19 protein-coding genes, 1 other RNA gene and 1 pseudogene are annotated in these 18,069 nt (G+C 63.2%); 11 read left to right on the top strand and 10 right to left on the bottom strand.

Annotation, left to right across the window (positions count from 1 at the left end; all coding sequences use genetic code 11):
• Positions 1-59: 59 nt before the first annotated feature.
• The 7 genes from Q0S16_RS12435 to Q0S16_RS12465 all read right to left on the bottom strand — a co-directional run bounded on the left by Q0S16_RS12435 (position 60) and on the right by Q0S16_RS12465 (position 3,266).
• Entirely contained in the window at positions 60-884 is an 825-nt protein-coding gene (locus Q0S16_RS12435) for a TIGR00282 family metallophosphoesterase (protein ID WP_295848618.1), read from the bottom strand.
• A 1-nt stretch (position 885) separates the two neighbouring features.
• Positions 886-1,473 carry a 5-formyltetrahydrofolate cyclo-ligase gene (locus Q0S16_RS12440; protein ID WP_295848620.1) on the bottom strand — a complete coding sequence of 196 codons (588 nt, stop codon included), beginning with the start codon at positions 1,471-1,473 and terminating at the stop codon, positions 886-888.
• Positions 1,470-1,694, bottom strand: a complete 225-nt coding sequence (locus tag Q0S16_RS12445; RefSeq protein ID WP_295848622.1) for a type II toxin-antitoxin system RelE/ParE family toxin — start codon at positions 1,692-1,694, stop codon at positions 1,470-1,472. Before Q0S16_RS12445 ends, Q0S16_RS12440 begins: the two co-directional genes overlap by 4 nt.
• Positions 1,695-1,763: 69 nt before the next feature.
• Positions 1,764-2,024: a type II toxin-antitoxin system ParD family antitoxin gene (locus Q0S16_RS12450; RefSeq protein WP_295848625.1), complete on the bottom strand. Its 261-nt coding sequence runs from the start codon at positions 2,022-2,024 to the stop codon at positions 1,764-1,766.
• A 20-nt stretch (positions 2,025-2,044) separates the two neighbouring features.
• Positions 2,045-2,205, bottom strand: a non-coding RNA gene (gene ssrS / locus Q0S16_RS12455) — 6S RNA.
• Between the two features lie 339 nt (positions 2,206-2,544).
• Positions 2,545-2,928, bottom strand: a complete 384-nt coding sequence (locus tag Q0S16_RS12460) for a cell division protein ZapA (RefSeq protein ID WP_295848627.1) — start codon at positions 2,926-2,928, stop codon at positions 2,545-2,547.
• Entirely contained in the window at positions 2,925-3,266 is a 342-nt protein-coding gene (locus Q0S16_RS12465; protein ID WP_295848629.1) for a DUF4164 domain-containing protein, read from the bottom strand. The genes Q0S16_RS12460 and Q0S16_RS12465 overlap by 4 nt, the downstream gene beginning before the upstream one ends.
• Positions 3,267-3,592: 326 nt before the next feature.
• On the opposite strand from Q0S16_RS12465, the gene tkt reads away from it, so the two are divergent.
• From tkt to Q0S16_RS12520, 11 genes and pseudogenes are all read left to right on the top strand, one after another.
• On the top strand, positions 3,593-5,578 hold the full coding sequence (gene tkt / locus Q0S16_RS12470) for a transketolase (RefSeq protein WP_295848631.1): 1,986 nt from the start codon (positions 3,593-3,595) through the stop codon (positions 5,576-5,578).
• A 124-nt stretch (positions 5,579-5,702) separates the two neighbouring features.
• Positions 5,703-6,713 carry a type I glyceraldehyde-3-phosphate dehydrogenase gene (gene gap, locus Q0S16_RS12475; protein WP_295848632.1) on the top strand — a complete coding sequence of 337 codons (1,011 nt, stop codon included), beginning with the start codon at positions 5,703-5,705 and terminating at the stop codon, positions 6,711-6,713.
• A 200-nt stretch (positions 6,714-6,913) separates the two neighbouring features.
• Positions 6,914-8,113 carry a phosphoglycerate kinase gene (locus Q0S16_RS12480; RefSeq protein WP_295848634.1) on the top strand — a complete coding sequence of 400 codons (1,200 nt, stop codon included), beginning with the start codon at positions 6,914-6,916 and terminating at the stop codon, positions 8,111-8,113.
• 85 nt (positions 8,114-8,198) lie between these two features.
• Positions 8,199-8,384: a hypothetical protein gene (locus Q0S16_RS12485; RefSeq protein WP_295848636.1), complete on the top strand. Its 186-nt coding sequence runs from the start codon at positions 8,199-8,201 to the stop codon at positions 8,382-8,384.
• Positions 8,385-8,517: 133 nt separating this feature from the next.
• Positions 8,518-9,585, top strand: coding sequence for a class II fructose-bisphosphate aldolase (fba, locus tag Q0S16_RS12490; protein WP_295848638.1), 1,068 nt, complete (start codon positions 8,518-8,520; stop codon positions 9,583-9,585).
• 68 nt (positions 9,586-9,653) lie between these two features.
• Positions 9,654-9,863 carry an antitoxin MazE family protein gene (locus Q0S16_RS12495; RefSeq protein ID WP_295848640.1) on the top strand — a complete coding sequence of 70 codons (210 nt, stop codon included), beginning with the start codon at positions 9,654-9,656 and terminating at the stop codon, positions 9,861-9,863.
• A complete protein-coding gene (locus Q0S16_RS12500) occupies positions 9,854-10,183 on the top strand; it encodes a type II toxin-antitoxin system PemK/MazF family toxin (protein WP_366517825.1) in 330 nt (109 codons plus the stop codon). Before Q0S16_RS12495 ends, Q0S16_RS12500 begins: the two co-directional genes overlap by 10 nt.
• Before the next feature lie 47 nt (positions 10,184-10,230).
• Positions 10,231-11,259 (top strand): class I fructose-bisphosphate aldolase, encoded by a 1,029-nt coding sequence (locus tag Q0S16_RS12505; RefSeq protein WP_295848713.1) that lies wholly within the window; start codon positions 10,231-10,233, stop codon positions 11,257-11,259.
• Between the two features lie 2 nt (positions 11,260-11,261).
• On the top strand, positions 11,262-11,942 hold the full coding sequence (locus Q0S16_RS12510) for a thiamine phosphate synthase (protein ID WP_295848642.1): 681 nt from the start codon (positions 11,262-11,264) through the stop codon (positions 11,940-11,942).
• A gap of 7 nt (positions 11,943-11,949) precedes the next feature.
• A pseudogene (locus tag Q0S16_RS12515) lies at positions 11,950-13,010 on the top strand (tetratricopeptide repeat protein).
• A gap of 99 nt (positions 13,011-13,109) precedes the next feature.
• Complete coding sequence (locus Q0S16_RS12520) at positions 13,110-13,895, top strand: inositol monophosphatase family protein (RefSeq protein ID WP_295848645.1); 786 nt, start codon at positions 13,110-13,112, stop codon at positions 13,893-13,895.
• A 53-nt stretch (positions 13,896-13,948) separates the two neighbouring features.
• Here the strand turns inward: Q0S16_RS12520 and Q0S16_RS12525 are convergent, their stop codons facing one another.
• The 3 genes from Q0S16_RS12525 to Q0S16_RS12535 form a co-directional block, all read right to left on the bottom strand.
• Positions 13,949-14,374 carry a hypothetical protein gene (locus tag Q0S16_RS12525; protein ID WP_295848647.1) on the bottom strand — a complete coding sequence of 142 codons (426 nt, stop codon included), beginning with the start codon at positions 14,372-14,374 and terminating at the stop codon, positions 13,949-13,951.
• A 47-nt stretch (positions 14,375-14,421) separates the two neighbouring features.
• Positions 14,422-14,667 (bottom strand): cold-shock protein, encoded by a 246-nt coding sequence (locus Q0S16_RS12530; protein WP_295848715.1) that lies wholly within the window; start codon positions 14,665-14,667, stop codon positions 14,422-14,424.
• Positions 14,668-14,913: 246 nt separating this feature from the next.
• Positions 14,914-18,069 (bottom strand): multidrug efflux RND transporter permease subunit, encoded by a 3,156-nt coding sequence (locus tag Q0S16_RS12535; RefSeq protein WP_295848649.1) that lies wholly within the window; start codon positions 18,067-18,069, stop codon positions 14,914-14,916.

An 18,069-nucleotide genomic window follows, 5' to 3' on the forward strand; every position in this document is an offset into this window, starting at 1 on the left:
TGAATCACGATTTGTCGCGAAAGGGAATCCCTCCCGATTCCGCAAGATCGGAAAATGCTCTAGCTCGCCCAAAACCCCGGCACCGCCGGCTCCAGCCGGCCACCGGCCCGCACCGGCGCGATCCGCAGCGCCAGCCCGGTCGCATCGTCGGTCTCGACCGCGACGCCGGACAGGGTGGCGATGCCGAACGCCGGCTCGAACCGGCCCGAGGGAATGCCGGTCGTGAAGCGATGCAACGGCTCTTCCTTCTGCATGCCGATGATCGAGTCATAATCGCCGGTCATGCCGGCGTCGCTCATATAGGCGGTGCCGCCGGGCAGCACCTGATGATCGGCGGTCGGGACATGGGTGTGGGTGCCGACCACGAGGCTGACGCGGCCGTCGCAGAAATAGCCCATGCCCTGCTTCTCGCTGGTCGCCTCGCCGTGAAAATCGATCACGATGGCATCGACCGCCTCGACCAGCGGACAGGCATCGATCTCCTTGCCGATGGCGCTGAACGGGTCGTTGAGCGGCTCCATGAAGACGCGGCCCATGGCGTTGATGACCAAAGCGCGGGCGCCGTTCTTGGTATCGATCATGGCGGCGCCGCGGCCGGGCGTGTGGCGCGGAAAATTCAGCGGCCGGATCAGCCGCGGCGCGCGTTCGATGAATACCAGCGCCTCCTTCTGATTCCAGGCGTGGTTGCCGAGCGTCACCGCGTCGGCGCCGGCATCGATGAAATCATTGTAGATCGTCTCGGTGATGCCGAAGCCGCCGGCGGCGTTCTCGCCGTTGACGATCACCAGATCGAGCTTCCAGTCGCGCACGCAGCCGGGCAAATGGTCGGCGATGGCGTTGCGGCCGGTCTTGCCGACCACGTCGCCGATAAACAGAATGCGCAAATCAAATGCTCCGGAAATCAATCATCCGGGTGTCCGTTAGCACATAATCCAGCGCCACGTCGTGCGGCCGCGCCGGAATCCTCGCGATTTCCTGCACGTCGAAGGCGATGCCGACGGCGGTAAAGGGCTGGATGGCCCGCAATTGCTCGAAGGTGCGGTCGTAATGGCCAGCACCGTAGCCGATGCGGTGGCCGGCGTGGTCGAAAGCGGCCAGCGGCACCAGCACGATATCCGGGATCAGTCGCGGCGCGTCCGGCGGCGGCTCCAGGATGCCCATCGCTCCCGCGAGCAGCGTGCTGCCGTGCTCCCAGGCGCGAAACAGCAGCGGCGCATCCCGCGCCACGATCCCCGGTAGCGCCAGCCGCGCGCCTTGCGCCGCCAGTGCCTGCATCAGCGGCACCGGATCGATCTCGCCGCGGATCGGCGAATAGCCGGCGACGATGATTCCCGGCGTGACGGCAAGCGGGAAGGCCCGCGCGGCGATGGCCCGCGCGGCGGCGCGGCGCTCGTCGCCGGACAGCGCACCGCGACGTGACAAGGCGGCGATACGGAGTTCGGCTTTTAGGGAACCGGCCCCGTTATCGCTCATAGTAGATCGTCATTGGGCACGGAAAGCCGTGACAGGTCGCGCGAACCATCAACGATACGGAGAATAACCACGACATCAGGTCCCACCATATAAAGTACAAGCCATCGCTCGACGACCAGCATCCGCACGCCGGCGAGCATATCGGATCGGGGAGTGCCGCGATTTGGAAACAGCGAAAGCTGTTGATAGCGTTGTGCGATCCGGCGAAGCACCTGCTTCACTCTGTTGCGTAAGGTAATCCGAAATAGCGAGAAGGTCGCTGCGCGCCAGTCGCGTCAGCCGGACCCGCATTACCGTCCTGGAGCGGCACGTCGGGCTTTCGCCTCGGCGATGACGTCTTCAATATCAACCTCGCCCGCATCGCCGCTTTCGAGGCCGACACGCACAGCTTCCTGAAGCCATTCTAGCTTGGCGGCATCGGACTGCTGTGCTTCGAGCAGGCGCAGAGCATCGCCTATGACATCGCTGGCGGAGGCATATTGGCCGCTCGCAACGTTGGTCTCGACAAAGTCGCTCAACGCCTCGGGCAGCAATATCTGAACATGTCTCATCGAGACCTCTGATCAAAAAGTGCGAAGCCGCGATGGCCGTTGAAGCACTCGATCCCGGAGCACCTACGAGAGTAGGTGGGCACCATATGACCGGATCCACGGACCCGGCCAGGGACAGTTCCCGTGAGGATCGATAAGGCCCCGGGGATATTATGGCTTCTGACGCGCGACACAGCTTCGCGATCCCAATGTAGGCGCGATGGGATGGTTACGCCAGTAGGGAAGTAGGGATCTCACAGCCGTCATTCCGAGTTTGGGACCGGTCTTTTGGCTGATCCTGAGATATGAAAGATCGGACTCGTGTCACGGACGCGGTGCGGCATTCTTATGCCGCTCCGCAGAGCCGGGACCTTATCAGGCAACGACGTTTTTGGCGGTCCCGGCTCCGCGGCTCATGACGCCTCCTGCGGAGGCGCATTGCGCTGCGTCCGGGACAAGTGCCCTTTCTTCCTAGGTCAGGGAAATCCAATTGGCTTTCCTGACCTCGCAATGGCGGAGATGGGCCAGAGGTCACCAGCCCCTACCCGATCGCGACGCCGCCGCCGATGGTGCGGTTGAGCACCTGGGTGGTCTTCTCGATGCGTTCGGCCGCGGCATTCAGCGCCGCGGCCACCGCGGTCTGGGTGGCGCGGGCGCGGTCGGTGGCCGCCACACGGACGTCGCGCAACGCGGTCAGCTCCTCGCGCAGCGAGCGGATCTGCTCATTGGCGTCGACCAGCTCATCGGCCAGCGTCAGCGAGGCCATCACCGTGAGGCGGGCGTCGCCGATCTCGCCGAACTTGCCGCGCAGGTTCTCGATGCGGGATTCCAGGCTGCCGGCAAGCTGCAGCAGGCGGGCCTCCTGGCCCTCCTCGCAGGCCATCCGGTATTGCCGGCCATTGATGGTGACATTGATGTGGCTCATGACGGATCGTCCGCTGCATTTTCCGCGTCGAGAACGTCGCGCAGCGTGCCGATCGCGACATCGAGCCGCCCGGCAATCTCGCGATTGGCGCGTTCCAGCCGGCGGGATTTCACCAGCGTGCTGTCGAGCTTGTCGGCCAGCCGTGAACGGTCGACGCCGAGCGCTTGAATCCGCGTCGCCAGTTCGTCCTCGTCGCGATCGGCCTCGCGACGGCGTTCGACCGCGCTCTCCAGCGCGTCCAGCGCCGCCATCAACCGCCGCGTCGCCGCGTCGATCTCGGCCACCGCGCCATGGGCGGGCTCCGGGCTGGCAGGACCATAGACGGGTCGATCGTTCATACGGCTACGCGAACCTTGGGTGCGACATCAACGCCAGCAGCAAAAATGGCGCCTCGGCAAGCCTTTAGCGGCCGAAATTTACGTGGCAAGCGAGCCCGACGCAACGACGCTGAACAGCTATGCACCGCAAAGGCTGGAAAACGGTTGCAGCAAGAGGGCCAAGCGGGGCAGAGCAACCAAGCCCGCGCCTGGGAGTTGCTTGGACTCTGGTGAAGTCCGGTGCTATCCAGCGGTCTCTCCATCGTTATGCCCCGACTTTGCTGCAAAGCCGCATCTCTCGCGGACGCGGAACGTCCCAATCCCTTCAATTCAGGCGGAAAACTGACATGGCGCAGGTTGATCACTCGAAGATGGCCAATGCGATTCGCGCGCTCGCCATGGATGGCGTCGAAAAGGCCAAATCCGGCCATCCCGGCCTGCCGATGGGCGCCGCCGACATCGCCACCGTGCTGTTCACCCAGTTCCTGAAATTCGATTCGACCGATCCGCGCTGGCCCGACCGCGACCGCTTCATCCTGTCGGCCGGACACGGCTCGATGTTGCTCTATGCCGTGCTGTATCTGACCGGCAATGAGGACGTCACGCTCGACCAGTTGAAGAATTTCCGCCAATTGCACTCCAAGACCCCCGGCCATCCCGAGAATTTCATCACCGCCGGTGTCGAGACCACCACCGGGCCGCTCGGCCAGGGCGTCGCCTCCTCGGTCGGCATGGCGCTGGCCGAACGGCTGCTGGCCGCGGAATATGGCGACATCGTCGATCACCACACTTACGTGCTGTGCTCCGATGGCGACCTGATGGAAGGCGTCAGCCATGAGGCTGCCGCGATGGCTGGCCACCTCAAGCTGTCGAAGCTGATCTTCTTTCATGACGACAATGGCATCTCGATCGACGGCCCGCTGTCGCTGTCGGACAGCGTCGACCAGGTCGAGCGCTTCAAGGCGCATGGCTGGAATTCGGTGCGGATCGACGGCCACGACCCGGAAGCGATCGCCGCCGCGATCCGCGACGCGCACCAATCCGACCGCCCCTCCTTCATCGCCTGCAAGACCACGATCGGCTTCGGCGCCCCGACCCGCGCCGGCACCTCGAAGGCGCATGGCGAGCCACTCGGCGCCGAGGAACTGGCCGGCGCCAAGAAGGCGCTCGGCTGGGACTTTGGCCCGTTCGAAATTCCCGATGACGTGCTGCGGGCCTGGCGCAGCGCCGGCACCCGTGGCGCCCCGGCCCACGCCGACTGGAAGAAGCGCTTCGACGCCCGCTCCGAGGCCGAGCGCGGCGAATTCACCCGCCGCATCGACCACAAGCGTCCGGCGGCGCTCGGCGATACTATCCGCAAGCTGAAGCAGAAGCTGGTCGACGAACCGCAGACCATCGCCACCCGCAAGTCGAGCGAGCTGGTGCTGGAAGCGCTGGTGCCGATGATGCCGGAACTGCTGCTCGGCTCCGCCGATCTGACGCCGTCCAACAACACCCGCACCAAGAACGCCAAGGATGTGAAGCCCGGCGATTTCAGCGGCCGCTACATCCATTACGGCATTCGCGAAATGGGCATGGCCGCGGCGATGAACGGCATCTCGACCCATGGCGGCTTCGCGCCGGCCGGCGGCACCTTCATGTGCTTCACCGATTATGCCCGGCCTGCGATGCGCATCGCCGCGCTGTCGCACGTCCCGGTGGTCTACATCATGACCCATGATTCAATCGGGCTCGGCGAAGACGGCCCGACGCATCAGCCGGTCGAGCACCTGGCGTCGCTGCGCGCGATGCCGAACATGCGCACCTTCCGGCCGGCCGATCCGGTCGAGACCGCCGAATGCTGGCAGCTGGCGCTGGAAAACACCAAGGGCCCGACGGTGCTGGCGCTGTCGCGCCAGAACCTGACGCCGGCGCGGACCGTGCATCACGATGACAATCTCTGCGCAACGGGGGGCTACGAGCTGATTCCGACGGAGGGTAAGGCGCAGGTGTCGATCTTCGCCTCCGGCTCCGAAGTCGAGATCGCGGTCGTCGCGCAGAAGCTTCTCGCCGACAAGGGCATCGCGACGCGGGTGGTCTCCGTGCCCTCGCTCGAACTGCTGCTGCAGCAGCCGGACGAGAGCCGCCGCGGCATTATTGGCGACGCGCCGGTCAAGATCGCGATCGAGGCCGCGGTGCGATTCGGCTGGGACGCCGTGATCGGCCATGACGGTATCTTCATCGGCATGAGCACGTTCGGCGCCAGCGCGCCGGCCAAGGAGCTGTACAAATATTTCGGCATCACCGCCGAGGCGGCGGTGGAAGCCGCGACACGGCGTCACAACGCCGTTTAACCCTGTCGGAACGCTGCTCGATCCGTGCGATTGCAACAGCGTTCCATTCAGGGCATGAAATGCCGACCAGACATCACTATATGCAAGCAACACCAAGGTCTTGAGCACTACAGGGAGAAGTTGAATGGCAGTCCGGGTTTCGATCAACGGGTTTGGCCGCATTGGCCGCAACGTCCTGCGGGCGATCTATGAGTCCAAGCGCACCGACATCGAAGTCGTCGCCATCAACGATCTCGGTTCGGTCGAAAGCAACGCGCATCTGCTGCGCTTCGACAGCGTGCATGGCCGCTTCCCCGGCGAGGTGAAGGTCGATGGCGACAGCATCGATATCGGCATGGGCAAGATCAAGGTCACCGCGGTGCGCGATCCCAACACCCTTCCCTGGAAGGACCTCGGCATCGACATCGCGCTGGAATGCACCGGCATCTTCAGCGCCAAGGCGAAGGCCTCGATGCACCTCACCGCCGGCGCCAAGCGCGTGCTGGTCTCCGCGCCGTCCGACGGCGCCGACGCGACGATCGTCTATGGCGTCAACCACCGGACGCTGACCAAGGATCATTTGGTCGTCTCCAACGGGTCCTGCACGACGAATGCGCTGGCGCCCGTCGCCAAGGTGCTGAACGAGCTGGTCGGCATCGAGACCGGCTTCATGACCACCATCCACGCCTATACCGGTGACCAGCCGACGCTCGACACCCTGCACAGCGATCTCTACCGCGGCCGCGCCGCGGCGATGTCGATGATCCCGACCTCGACGGGGGCGGCCAAGGCGATCGGCCTGGTGATGCCGGAACTGGCCGGCAAGCTCGACGGCGTCTCGATCCGCGTGCCGACCCCGAACGTCTCGGTGATCGATCTGAAGATCATTGCCAAGAAGTCGGTGACCGTCGCCGAGATCAATGCCGCCTTCAAGGCCGCCGCCGAGAGCGGCGACCTCAAGGGCATCCTCGGCACCACCGCGCATCCGAACGTGTCGATCGACTTCAACCACGACCCTCATTCCTCGACCTTCGCCTTCGACCAGACCAAGGTGCAGAACGGCACGCTGGTGCGCGTGCTGTCCTGGTACGACAATGAATGGGGCTTCTCCAACCGCATGGCCGACACGGCCGTGGCGATGGGCAAGCTGATCTAACTATCAATTCCAGCAACAGGAGGCCGGAATGACACTTCCTCCATGGATTGGCGTTCCGGCCGGAATTCTCCTGTTCGCATTTATCGTATTCGCATTCCGGCAAGGCATGCAGGTCGCACGCCGGCCGGAAGGCACTCCGCCAGAAGAAACTGGTGGCCCCTATATCTAGCGACAAGTTTAGCCCAGAAGATTGGTCATAGATGAGCTCCTTCCGCACCCTCGATGACGTCAATGTTTCCGGCAAGCGCGTGCTCGTGCGCGTCGATCTCAATGTCCCGATGGACGGCGGCAAGATCACCGACGCCACCCGGCTTGAGCGCATCGCGGCTGGTATCACCGAAATCGCCGGCAAGGGCGGGCGCGTGATCCTGCTGGCGCATTTCGGCCGGCCGAAGGGCGTCGACCCCAAGCAGTCGCTGAAGCCGGTGGCGGCGGCACTGGCCGAGGTCATCGGCAAGCCGGTCGCGTTCGCGGAAGACTGCGTCGGCGAGGTCGCGGCCAAGGCCGTGGCGGCGATGCAGGATGGCGACATCCTCTGTCTCGAGAACACCCGCTTCCATGCCGGCGAAGAGAACAACGATCCGGCCTTTGTCGCCGAACTGGCCAGGCTTGGCGACATTTGGGTCAATGACGCCTTCTCCGCGGCGCACCGCGCGCATGCTTCCACCGAAGGCCTCGGCCACGTGTTGCCCGCTTTTGCCGGCCGCACCATGCAGGCTGAACTCGACGCGCTCGGCAAGGCGCTCGACGCCCCGACCCGTCCGGTGATCGCGATCGTCGGCGGCGCCAAGGTGTCGTCGAAGATCGACCTCCTGGAAAATCTAGTCACCAAGGTCGATGCGCTGGTGATCGGCGGCGGCATGGCCAACACCTTCTTGCACGCGCAGGGCATCGGCGTCGGCAAGTCGCTATGCGAGAAAGATCTTGCCGCCACCGCTTTGCGCATCATCGCCAAGGCCGAGACCGCCGGTTGCGCCATCATACTGCCGGTCGACGCGGTGGTGGCGTTCCACTTCGCCGCCCATTCGCCCTCGCAGGTCTGTGGCCTCGACGCCATTCCGGCGGACGGCATGATCCTCGACGTCGGCCCGCAATCGGTCGAGCGTATCAACGCCGCGATCGATGACGCCGCGACGCTGGTCTGGAACGGCCCTGTCGGTGCCTTCGAGATGACGCCGTTCGATCACGGCACCGTGGCGGCGGCGAAGCATGCGGCGGAGCGTACCAAGGCGAAGAAGTTGATCTCGGTGGCCGGCGGCGGCGATACCGTGGCCGCGCTCAACCATGCCGGCGTGGCCGGTGACTTCTCCTATATTTCGACGGCCGGCGGCGCCTTCCTGGAGTGGATGGAAGGCAAGCCGTTGCCCGGCGTGGATGTGCTGAAGGTCGCGAAAGGCTGATACAACTACACTTTCCCCCTACCGATGTTTATGGTATGTTCCATTTATGGCGGACCGCCCCACAGATATCACGCTGGACATCCTGATGAAGATTCAGGACGGCATCGTCGATCTGCGCGAGCGGCTTGAACGGGTCGAAGATGTCGTCCGCAAAAATCGACACGACAGTGCGGGCATGATGGTGATGATGCGCGCGACCTCCGGCTTCTTCGATGAGCGAGTGGGCGATATCGAAGCGCGCGTCACAGCGCTTGAAACCAAGAAAAGCTAAGCCAACTTCCGCCGCCATGACATCTGCCCCATCCGCGACTTTCAGCGGCTTGGATTCCGGCGTCCGCCGCGTTAAGAGCGGGGCTGCATTCTTCCCGCCGGTCAAGCCGCCGCCCCCATCCAAGGAGTTCCCCATGGCCCGCATCACCTTGCGTCAATTGCTCGATCATGCCGCCGAGCACGATTACGGCGTGCCGGCCTTCAACATCAACAACATGGAACAAGCGCTGGCGATCATGGAGGCGGCATCGAGCGTCGATGCGCCGGTGATCATCCAGGCGTCGCGCGGCGCCCGCTCCTACGCCAACGACATCATGCTCAAGCACATGATGGACGCGGTCACCGAGATCTATCCGCAAATCCCGGTCTGCGTGCATCTCGACCACGGCAATGGGCCGGCGACCTGCATGACCGCGATCCAGGCCGGCTTCACCTCGGTGATGATGGACGGCTCGCTGAAGGAAGACGGCAAGACCCCGGCGGACTGGGATTTCAATGTCAACGTGACCAAGACCGTCACCGACATGGCGCATCTCGGCGGCATTTCGGTGGAAGGCGAACTCGGCGTGCTCGGCTCGCTGGAGAGCGGCATGGGGGAGGCCGAGGACGGCCATGGCGCCGAGGGCCAGTTGTCGCATGACCAGTTGCTGACCAATCCCGACGAGGCCGTGAAATTCGTCCAGCAGACCCAGGTCGACGCGCTGGCGATCGCCATGGGCACCTCGCACGGCGCCTACAAATTCACCCGCAAGCCGGATGGCGACATTCTGGCCATGGGCGTGATCGAGGAGATCCACCGCAAGCTGCCCAACACCCATCTGGTGATGCACGGCTCCTCCGCGGTACCGCAGGACCTGCAGGATATCATCAACGCCTATGGCGGCGAGATGAAGCCGACCTGGGGCGTGCCGGTGTCGGAGATCCAGCGCGGCATCAAGCATGGCGTGCGCAAGATCAACATCGACACCGACAACCGGATGGCCATGACCGGCCAGATCCGCAAGATTCTCAGCGAGAATCCCAGCGAATTCGACCCGCGCAAATATCTCAAGCCGGCGATGGAAGCGATGGTCAAGCTGTGCAAGCAGCGCCTGCAGGAATTCAATACCGCCGGCCAGGCCAGCAAGTTCAAGAAGATCCTGACCCCCGCCGACATGGCCAAGCGCTACGCCTCCGGCGAACTGGCCGCCAAGATCGCCTGATAGGGCGCCTTGGTTCTTGAAGGCGATGGCGGCCTGCCCTATGTTACATGTAACAAATGGAGGCCGCCATGTCCGATGGAGCCGAGCGAGTCCGCAGGCACCGCGAAAAAATGAAGGCCGCCGGCCTCAAGCCGGTGACCATCTGGGTACCTGACGTCAATGCACCCGGCTACCGGGAAGCGCTGGCAAGGGATATTGCCAGGATCAATGCCGACGAAGAAAGCACCCGTGTCATGGAAGACATGCTGGAGCTCGCAGACTTCAGTGAATGGAAGTGAGACGGGGCGACCTCATTTCGGTCGCGCTGGTTCGTGACTATGGAAAACCACGTCCGGCCATCATTGTGCAAGCTGATGAATTCGAGCATCTCGCTTCGGTTACGGTCGTCCCTCTGACCAGCGATCGGCCGCGGCAGGAAGTCTTTCGCGTTCGGTTGGAGCCGTCCGAGGAGAATGGTCTTCGACAGAGATCGCACGTCATGATCGATAAAATTGCCACCCTGCCGCGCGCTAAGACCGGGACTTTTATCGGCCGTGTTTCCAATGAAGATATGGCGTTGGTCGATCGCGCCTTGGCCGTCTTCCTTGGCTTTGCCTGACATCCGTCACCTTTTGCCGTCAAGACGCCGCCATGCAGGACATTTCGATGAATCTCGCCGAACTCAACAAGGTCGCTCTCGCCATGGTGGCTTCCGGCAAGGGGCTGCTGGCGGCGGACGAGTCCGGCGGCACCATCAAGAAGCGCTTCGATGCGATCGGCGTCGAGTCTACGGAAAATTCCCGCCGCGACTATCGCGAGATGCTGTTCCGCTCCGCTGACGCCATGAGCAACGCGATTTCCGGCGTCATCCTGTACGACGAGACCATCTGGCAGAACGCCGCCGACGGCACGCCATTGGTGAAGCTGATCGAGCAGGCCGGCGCTATTCCCGGCATCAAGGTAGATGAGGGCACGCAGGCATTGCCTGGCTGCCCGGGCGAACTGGTTACAGTGGGCCTCGATAAGCTCGCCGAGCGGCTCGCAAAATACCACGCGCGCGGTGCGCGCTTCGCGAAATGGCGCGCGGTGATCGATATCGGCCAGGGAATTCCGAGCATGACGGCGATCCACGTCAATGCGCATGCGCTGGCGCGCTATGCGGCGCTGTGCCAGCAGGCGCAGATCGTGCCGATCGTCGAGCCGGAAGTGCTGATGGACGGCGATCACGATATCGACCGCTGCGTCGAGGTGACCACGCAGGTACTACACGAGACGTTCCAGCAATTACGGATCCAGCGCGTCGCGCTGGAGGGCATGATCCTGAAGCCGAACATGGCGATCTCCGGCAAGAAATCGAAGACGCAGGCGAGCGTGCGGGAAGTCGCCGAGAAGACCGTGCGGATGTTGAAGCAATGCGTTCCGGCGGCGGTGCCCGGCATCGCCTTTCTGTCCGGCGGCCAGTCCGACCTAGACGCCACCGCGCATCTCGACGCCATGAACCGGATCGGCGGCCTGCCCTGGCCGCTGACCTTTTCCTACGGCCGGGCGCTGCAGGCTGCGCCGCAACAGGCGTGGGCCGGCAAGGCAGATAACGTCGGCGCCGGCCAGCAGGCCTTCACCCACCGCGCCCGGATGAATTCACTCGCCAGCAATGGCGAATGGACGACCAATCAAGAAAACCAGAAGGCGGCATAATCTTGGCTTCAAAACCCGTTCCACCGCCGCCGCGGCCGCGGCTCTATCTCGCCACGCCGGTGACCGAGGACCCCGCCATGCTGGTCGCCAGCCTGCCGGAGCTGCTCGCGAAGGCGGATATCGCGGCCGTGCTGCTGCGGCTGAAAATGACCGACCAGCGCACCCTGATCTCGCGCATCAAGGCGCTGGTGCCGGTGGTGCAGCCGAGCGGCGCGGCGCTGCTGATCGAGGGACACGCCGAACTGGTGGCGCGCAGCGGCGCTGACGGCGCGCATATCGCGGGCATCGAGGCGCTGCCGGACGCGATGGACAGCCTGAAACCGGACTGGATCTCCGGCGTCGGCCAGCTGCCGACGCGGCACGATTCCATGGCGGCGGGCGAAGCCGGCGTCGATTACGTGTTGTTCGGCGAGCCGGACGCGCAGGGTGAGCGGCCGTCGATGGAGGCCATCGCCGAGCGGCTGCACTGGTGGGCCGAATTGTTCGAGCCACCCTGTGTCGGCTACGCCGCCTCACTCGAGGAAGCGCGGGAATTTGCCGCATCCGGGGCCGATTTCGTGCTGGTCGGCGACTTCATCTGGGCCGATCCGCGGGGAGCGACGGCGGCATTGATGGACGCGGAGCTGGCGATCAGGCAGGGTTACGTCGCCATGCTGAACAAAGCCAAAGCCGAACAGGAATGACGCCGGAATGAAAATCCTGCGTTGCCTCACGATTGTGGCGGGTTGTGCGACCTGGGCCGGATGCGCGGTCGCACAGATCCAGCTGACGCCGCCTGCGCCCACCGCGCCGCCGAAGGCCAGCCCCGCCACGCCGCCAAAAGCGCTTGCGAAGCCACCGGCGCCCGTTGCCGCTAAGAAGGCCCCCGCGGTCAAACCCGCGGAAGCAGCGGACGGTCCCGTCGATCCCAATGCCGATCTGGTTTACGGCGCCTATCAGCGCGGCCAGTACAAGACCGCGTTCGACCTCGCCATGAAGCGCGCGCAGGAAAACAACGATCCCAAAGCCATGACCATGCTGGGCGAGCTCTACGCCAACGCCATGGGGGTCAAGCGCGACTATGCCAAGGCGGCGGAGTGGTATCAGCGCGCCGCCGAACGCGGCGACCGCGAGGCGATGTTCGCGCTGGCGATGCTGCGGCTGTCGGATCGCGGCAAGACCGGCAATCGCGACGAAGCCGCCAGATGGCTGGCGTCGTCCGCCAAGCTCGGCAATCCCAAGGCCGCCTATAATCTGGCGCTGCTCTATCTCGACGGCCAGACCTTCCCGCAGGATATAAGACGCGCCGCCGAATTGCTGCGCGTCGCCGCCGACGCCGGCAATCCGGAGGCGCAATACGCGCTGGCGACGTTCTACAAGGAAGGTACCGGCGTCGAGAAGAACCTCGACAAGGCGGTCCGGCTGCTGCAGGCGGCGGCGCTGGCCGAGAATGTCGATGCCGAGGTCGAATATGCCATCGCGCTGTACAATGGCACCGGAACCCCGAAGAATGAAGCCGCCGCCCTGGCGCTGCTGCGCAAGGCCTCGAAGCAGAACAGCCCGCGCCAGCACCCGCGCAGAACCGGCTGGCGCGGGTGCTGGCGTTGCGCACGGACACGGCGGAGCGGCTGGAAGGCCTGAAATGGCACATTGTCGCAAAAACGTCCGGCAAGGGCGATCTGATGCTCGACGAGATTCTCGCCAAGGCCACCCCGGAAGAGCGCAGCAGCGCCCAGGACGCCGCGCGAAAATGGCTCGGCACCCCGAAATGATCGGGCCTTGACGTTCAGCCTCTCGCAGGGCACCCATCGCCCAGCAAATCCCGCAACACTTAATTGAGACCTGACGCCCAGGTCGTCTTGAGCGCAATCATGATCAATTCAGCCCTGATGAACGTCATGGTGAAGGCGGCGCGCCGCGCCGGCCGCAGCCTCAAGCGCGACCTTGGCGAGATCGAGAATCTGCAGGTCTCGATGAAGGGCCCGGCGAATTTCGTCAGCCTGGCCGACAAGCGCGCCGAGGAGATGCTCTACACCGACCTCAACAAGGCGCGTCCCGGCTACGGCTTCCTCGGCGAGGAAGGCGGTAACCGCGAGGGCACCGACAAGAGCCATAGCTGGGTCGTCGATCCCTTGGACGGCACCACCAACTTCCTGCATGGCATCCCGCATTTCGCGGTCTCGATCGGCCTGCTGCGCGAGGGCGTCGCCATCGCCGGGCTGATCTACAACCCCGCCAATGACGAACTCTACATGGCTGAGAAAGGCTCTGGCGCGTTTCTCAACGACACCCGTTTGCGCGTCGCCGGCCGCAAGCAGCTCAATGAATGCGTGATCGCCTGCGGCCTGCCGCATCTCGGCCGCGGCAACCACGAATTGTCACGCAAGGAAATGACGGCGCTGCAGCCGAAAGTCGCCGGCCTGCGTCGTTTCGGCGCCGCGTCGCTGGATATGGCCTATGTCGCCGCCGGCCGGCTCGACGGCTACTGGGAGCGCAATCTGCAGCCCTGGGATATCGCGGCGGGCATCGTGCTGATCAAGGAAGCCGGCGGCACCGTCGGCGACATCCATGGCGGCGACGTGCTGAAGACCTGCAACGTGGTCTGCGGCAATGAATTCGTGAACGGCGAGCTAACCCGGATCCTGAAGCCGCTTTAGTTTGGTCCCATAATCTTTTTGGTCCATGCGACAAACGAAAAGTCAAAACCAAACTAGATCGCAAAGAGAACGACAATACCGGCGAAAATGATGTTGCTGGTCAGACCCGCTAAGTTACCAATCCAAAACGCTGGCCAAGGTCTTCCAATTTTGCCCAATTGTTCTTTCACGGCTTGTTTTTCTCTCGCCTTTATTTCGTCTGCCAACAGTATTTTCGAAAAACCGAGAAGCCATAAATTAGCCTCTTCGCCTTTTTCTTCAAAATAAACCGGCGGCTTGTTCGCGTACCAATCTACGACCATTCGCGGTGGCGGTGCGGCTCCTTGGCTTTCTCTCAAATGTGCCAACCAATTAAACTTATCGTTCTCGACCATACTGAAAGCAAACAAGGCGACTGCGTTGATGTCGCCGTCCGCATCAAGACCGTATTTCTGTTTAAAGTGCAGAAATGCATCTTCTGAACTTTTCACCGTGACCATGACTGTCTTCTTGAATAACTAGATCGACTTGAATAACTAGATCGACATCATTTCGCAGGAAGAATTTTCATTTCTTTGCTTGCAGCTCTAGCTGCGTCATTAACCGCATTTGCTAGCCCCAACCGACGATCAGAAACTATCTCATAGCTGATCTTTTGGCCTTTCCGAAGTGTACCAAGACCGGCTCGCTCGACGGCGCTGATATGAACAAAAACGTCATGGCCGCCATCATCCGGTTGGATGAAACCAAATCCTTTGGAAGCTTTAAACCATTTGACGGTTCCCACAGACATCGCGAAGCCATCTTCAATCATGAGTAGAAGATTACGCTTTAACAACCATTAACATCATGCAAACGGCCACTTCAATCTCTCGGGCTATTGCCGAAGATAGAAATATGCTGATCAACCGTGAGTTTCCAGAGACATGTTTTGACCTTGCCGGTCCTGGCCGTCTACGGGTCACAGACGCGGTAGCCTAGGACGGCCCCGGCTCTGCGAAGCAACACGGCGTGTTGCATCGCGTCCGGGGCACGTCCCTTACGAATGCGCCGTCGTCGCCTGTCCGGTCGGCTCGTCCTGCTTCACTTCCTCGGTCTTCACCTTGTCCGGCGAGAACAGCCGCTGGATGGCGACGAAGAACACCGGCACCATCAGCAGCGCGAGGATCACCACCGCGATCATGCCGCCGGTGACAGAGGTGCCCAACGCGTTCTGGCTCTGGCCGCCTGCGCCTTTGGCGAACACCATCGGGATCACGCCGCAGATGAAGGCAAGACCGGTCATCACGATCGGGCGGAAGCGCAGGAAGCAGGCTTCCATGGTGGCATCGAGCAGCGACTTGCCGCCGGCGCGAAGGTCCTTGGCGAATTCGATGATCAGGATCGCGTTCTTGGCCGCGAGCCCGATGATCGTGATCAGCCCGACCGTGAAGTACACATCATTCGGCAGGCCACGCAACGTTGCCGCCAGCACGGCGCCGCAGATGCCCAGCGGCACCGTCATCAGCACCGCCATCGGGATGGTCCAGCTCTCATAGAGCGCGGCCAGCACCAGGAACACCACCAGCGCCGACAGCCCGAGCAGGAACGGCGCCTGCGACCCTGACAACTTCTCCTGCAGCGATTGCCCGGTCCACTCGAAGCCGAAGCCGCGCGGCAGCAGGCCGGCCAGCCGCTCCATCTCGGCGATGGCGTCGCCCGAGGTGAAGCCGGGCCGCGCCTCGCCGGAGATGCGCACCGCCGGATAGAAGTTGAAGCCGGCGATCTGGGTTGGCCCCTTCGCCCATTCCACGGTGGCAAAGGACGAGAACGGCACCAGCTGCCCGCGGCTGTTCTTGACGTTGTAGTTCAGGATGTCGGTCGCATTCATCCGGTTGGCGGCTTCCGACTGCACCACGACGCGCTGCATGCGGCCGCGGTTCGGAAAGTCGTTGATGTAGTTGGAGCCGAGATTGGTGGAGATCGTCGCGTTGATGTCCTCGAAGGTGACGCCGAAGGCGCCGGCCTTTTCGCGGTCGATCATCAGATTGACCAGCGGCGCCGGCGGCAGGCCTTCGACGAACACCTTCTGCAGCACGGGACTGGCATTGGCGTCGGTGATCAGCTTGTCGGAGGCGGCGTTGAGGGCGATGAAACCCTTCTGGCCACGGTCCTGCAGACGGAAACTGAAGCCCGAGGAGTTACCGAGATTGTCGATCGGCGGCGGCTGCAGCGCCGAAATCTTGGCATCGCGGATCGAAGACAATTCCTTATTGATGTCAGCCACCAGCGCTTCGGCGGAATCGCCGGGCGGACGGTCAGACCAGTCCTTCAGGGTGATGAAGGCCTGCGCGGTGTTCATGCCCTGGCCGAGAAAGCTGAAACCGGTCAGGAACACGACGCTCTCGATGCCGGAACGCTTGGCCAGATAGGCCTCGACCTTCTCGATGGCGCTCTCGGTGCGCGCGAAGGAGGAGTCCGACGGCGTCTGCACGTCGGTGGTGATGAAGCCCTGGTCGTCGATCGGCAGGAAGCCGCCGGGCATCCGCATGAAGCCCCAGGTCAGGCCCACCAGCAGCGCGACATAGACGATCAGCAGGCGGCCGGTCCGCTTCAGCGACCAGCCGACGGTTTTCGAATAGCCGTCACGGGTCGCGTCGAGCTTGCGGTTGAACCAGCCGAACACGCCCTTCTTGGCGTGGCCATGGCCCTCTTTCACCGGCTTCAGGAAGGTCGCGCACAACGCCGGCGTCAGCGACAGCGCCAGCAGCGCCGAGAACGCGATCGAGGCGACCATGGTGACGGAAAACTGGCGGTAGATGATGCCGACCGAGCCCGGGAAGAACGCCATCGGCACGAAAACACCGATCATCACCAGCGTGACGCCGATGATGGCGCCGGAAATCTGGCCCATCGCCTTCTTGGTGGCTTCCTTCGGCGGAAGCCCCTCCTCCGTCATGATGCGTTCGACGTTCTCGACCACCACGATGGCGTCATCGACCAGAATGCCGACCGCCAGCACCATGCCGAACATGGTCAGCATGTTGATCGAGTAGCCGGCCAGCAGCAACATCGTACAGGTGCCGAGCAGCGCGATCGGCAGCACGATGGTCGGAATCAGCGTGTAGCGGAAGTTCTGCAGGAAGATGAACATCACGATGAAGACGAGGACGATCGCTTCGAGCAGCGTCATCACCACCTTCTGGATCGAAGCCTTGACCACCGGCGTGACGTTGTAGGGAATGTCATAGGCGATATTGGCCGGGAAGAAGTTCGACAGCTCCTTCATCTTGGCTTCGATCGCGGAGGCGGTCGCCAGCGCATTGCCCTTCGGAGACATCAGCACCGAAAGACCGGCGGTCGGCTTGCCGTCGAGGCGGGTAGTGAACTGGTAGCTCAGCCCGCCGATCTCGACGCGGGCGACGTCGCGCAGCCGGACGGTGGAGCCGTCGGGATTGGCTCGCAGCACGATGGCACCGAATTCCTCCGGCGTGGTGAGCTGGCCCTTCACGAGAACCAGCGACGACGTCTTGGTCGTGGCGGTGCTCGGCTCGGCACCGACGCTGCCGGACGCGACCTGGGCGTTCTGCGCGGTGATCGCCTTGTTGACCTCATCGGAGGTCAGCTTGTAGCCGACCAGCTTGGCCGGATCGACCCAGACCCGCAGCGAGCGCTCGGTGGAATACAGCGAGGCGCGGCCGACGCCGGGAATGCGGCGGACTTCGCCGAGCACGTTGCGGATCATGAAGTCGCCGAGGCCGACTTCATCGAGGCTGCCGTCGGTGGAGCGCAGCGTGATGATGTTCAGCACCGCCGCGGAGGCCTCCTCCACCAGGATGCCCTGCTGGATGACCGCGCGCGGCAACCGCGCCTCGACGCGCTTGAGGCGGTTCTGGACTTCGACCGACGCCTGACTGGTGTCCGTGCCGGGTACGAAGTTGGCGATGATCTCGACCGCGCCGAGCGAGTCGGAGGTGGATTCAAAGTTCAGAATGCCGGCGGCGCCGTTCAGCTCTTCCTCGATCAGACGCGTGACGCTGTTGTAGAGATTTTCCGGCGAAGCGCCGGGGTAGCTGGTCGAGATCGAGATCGATGGCGGCGCGATGATCGGATACTGCGCGATCGGCAACTGCGGAAGCGCGATGGCACCGAACAGACAGATGAACAGCGCGACGACCCAGGCAAAAATCGGCCTGTCGATGAAAAAATTGGCCAT

Source organism: Tardiphaga sp., from assembly GCF_025356345.1.
In the GTDB taxonomy this organism is placed as follows: domain Bacteria; phylum Pseudomonadota; class Alphaproteobacteria; order Rhizobiales; family Xanthobacteraceae; genus Tardiphaga.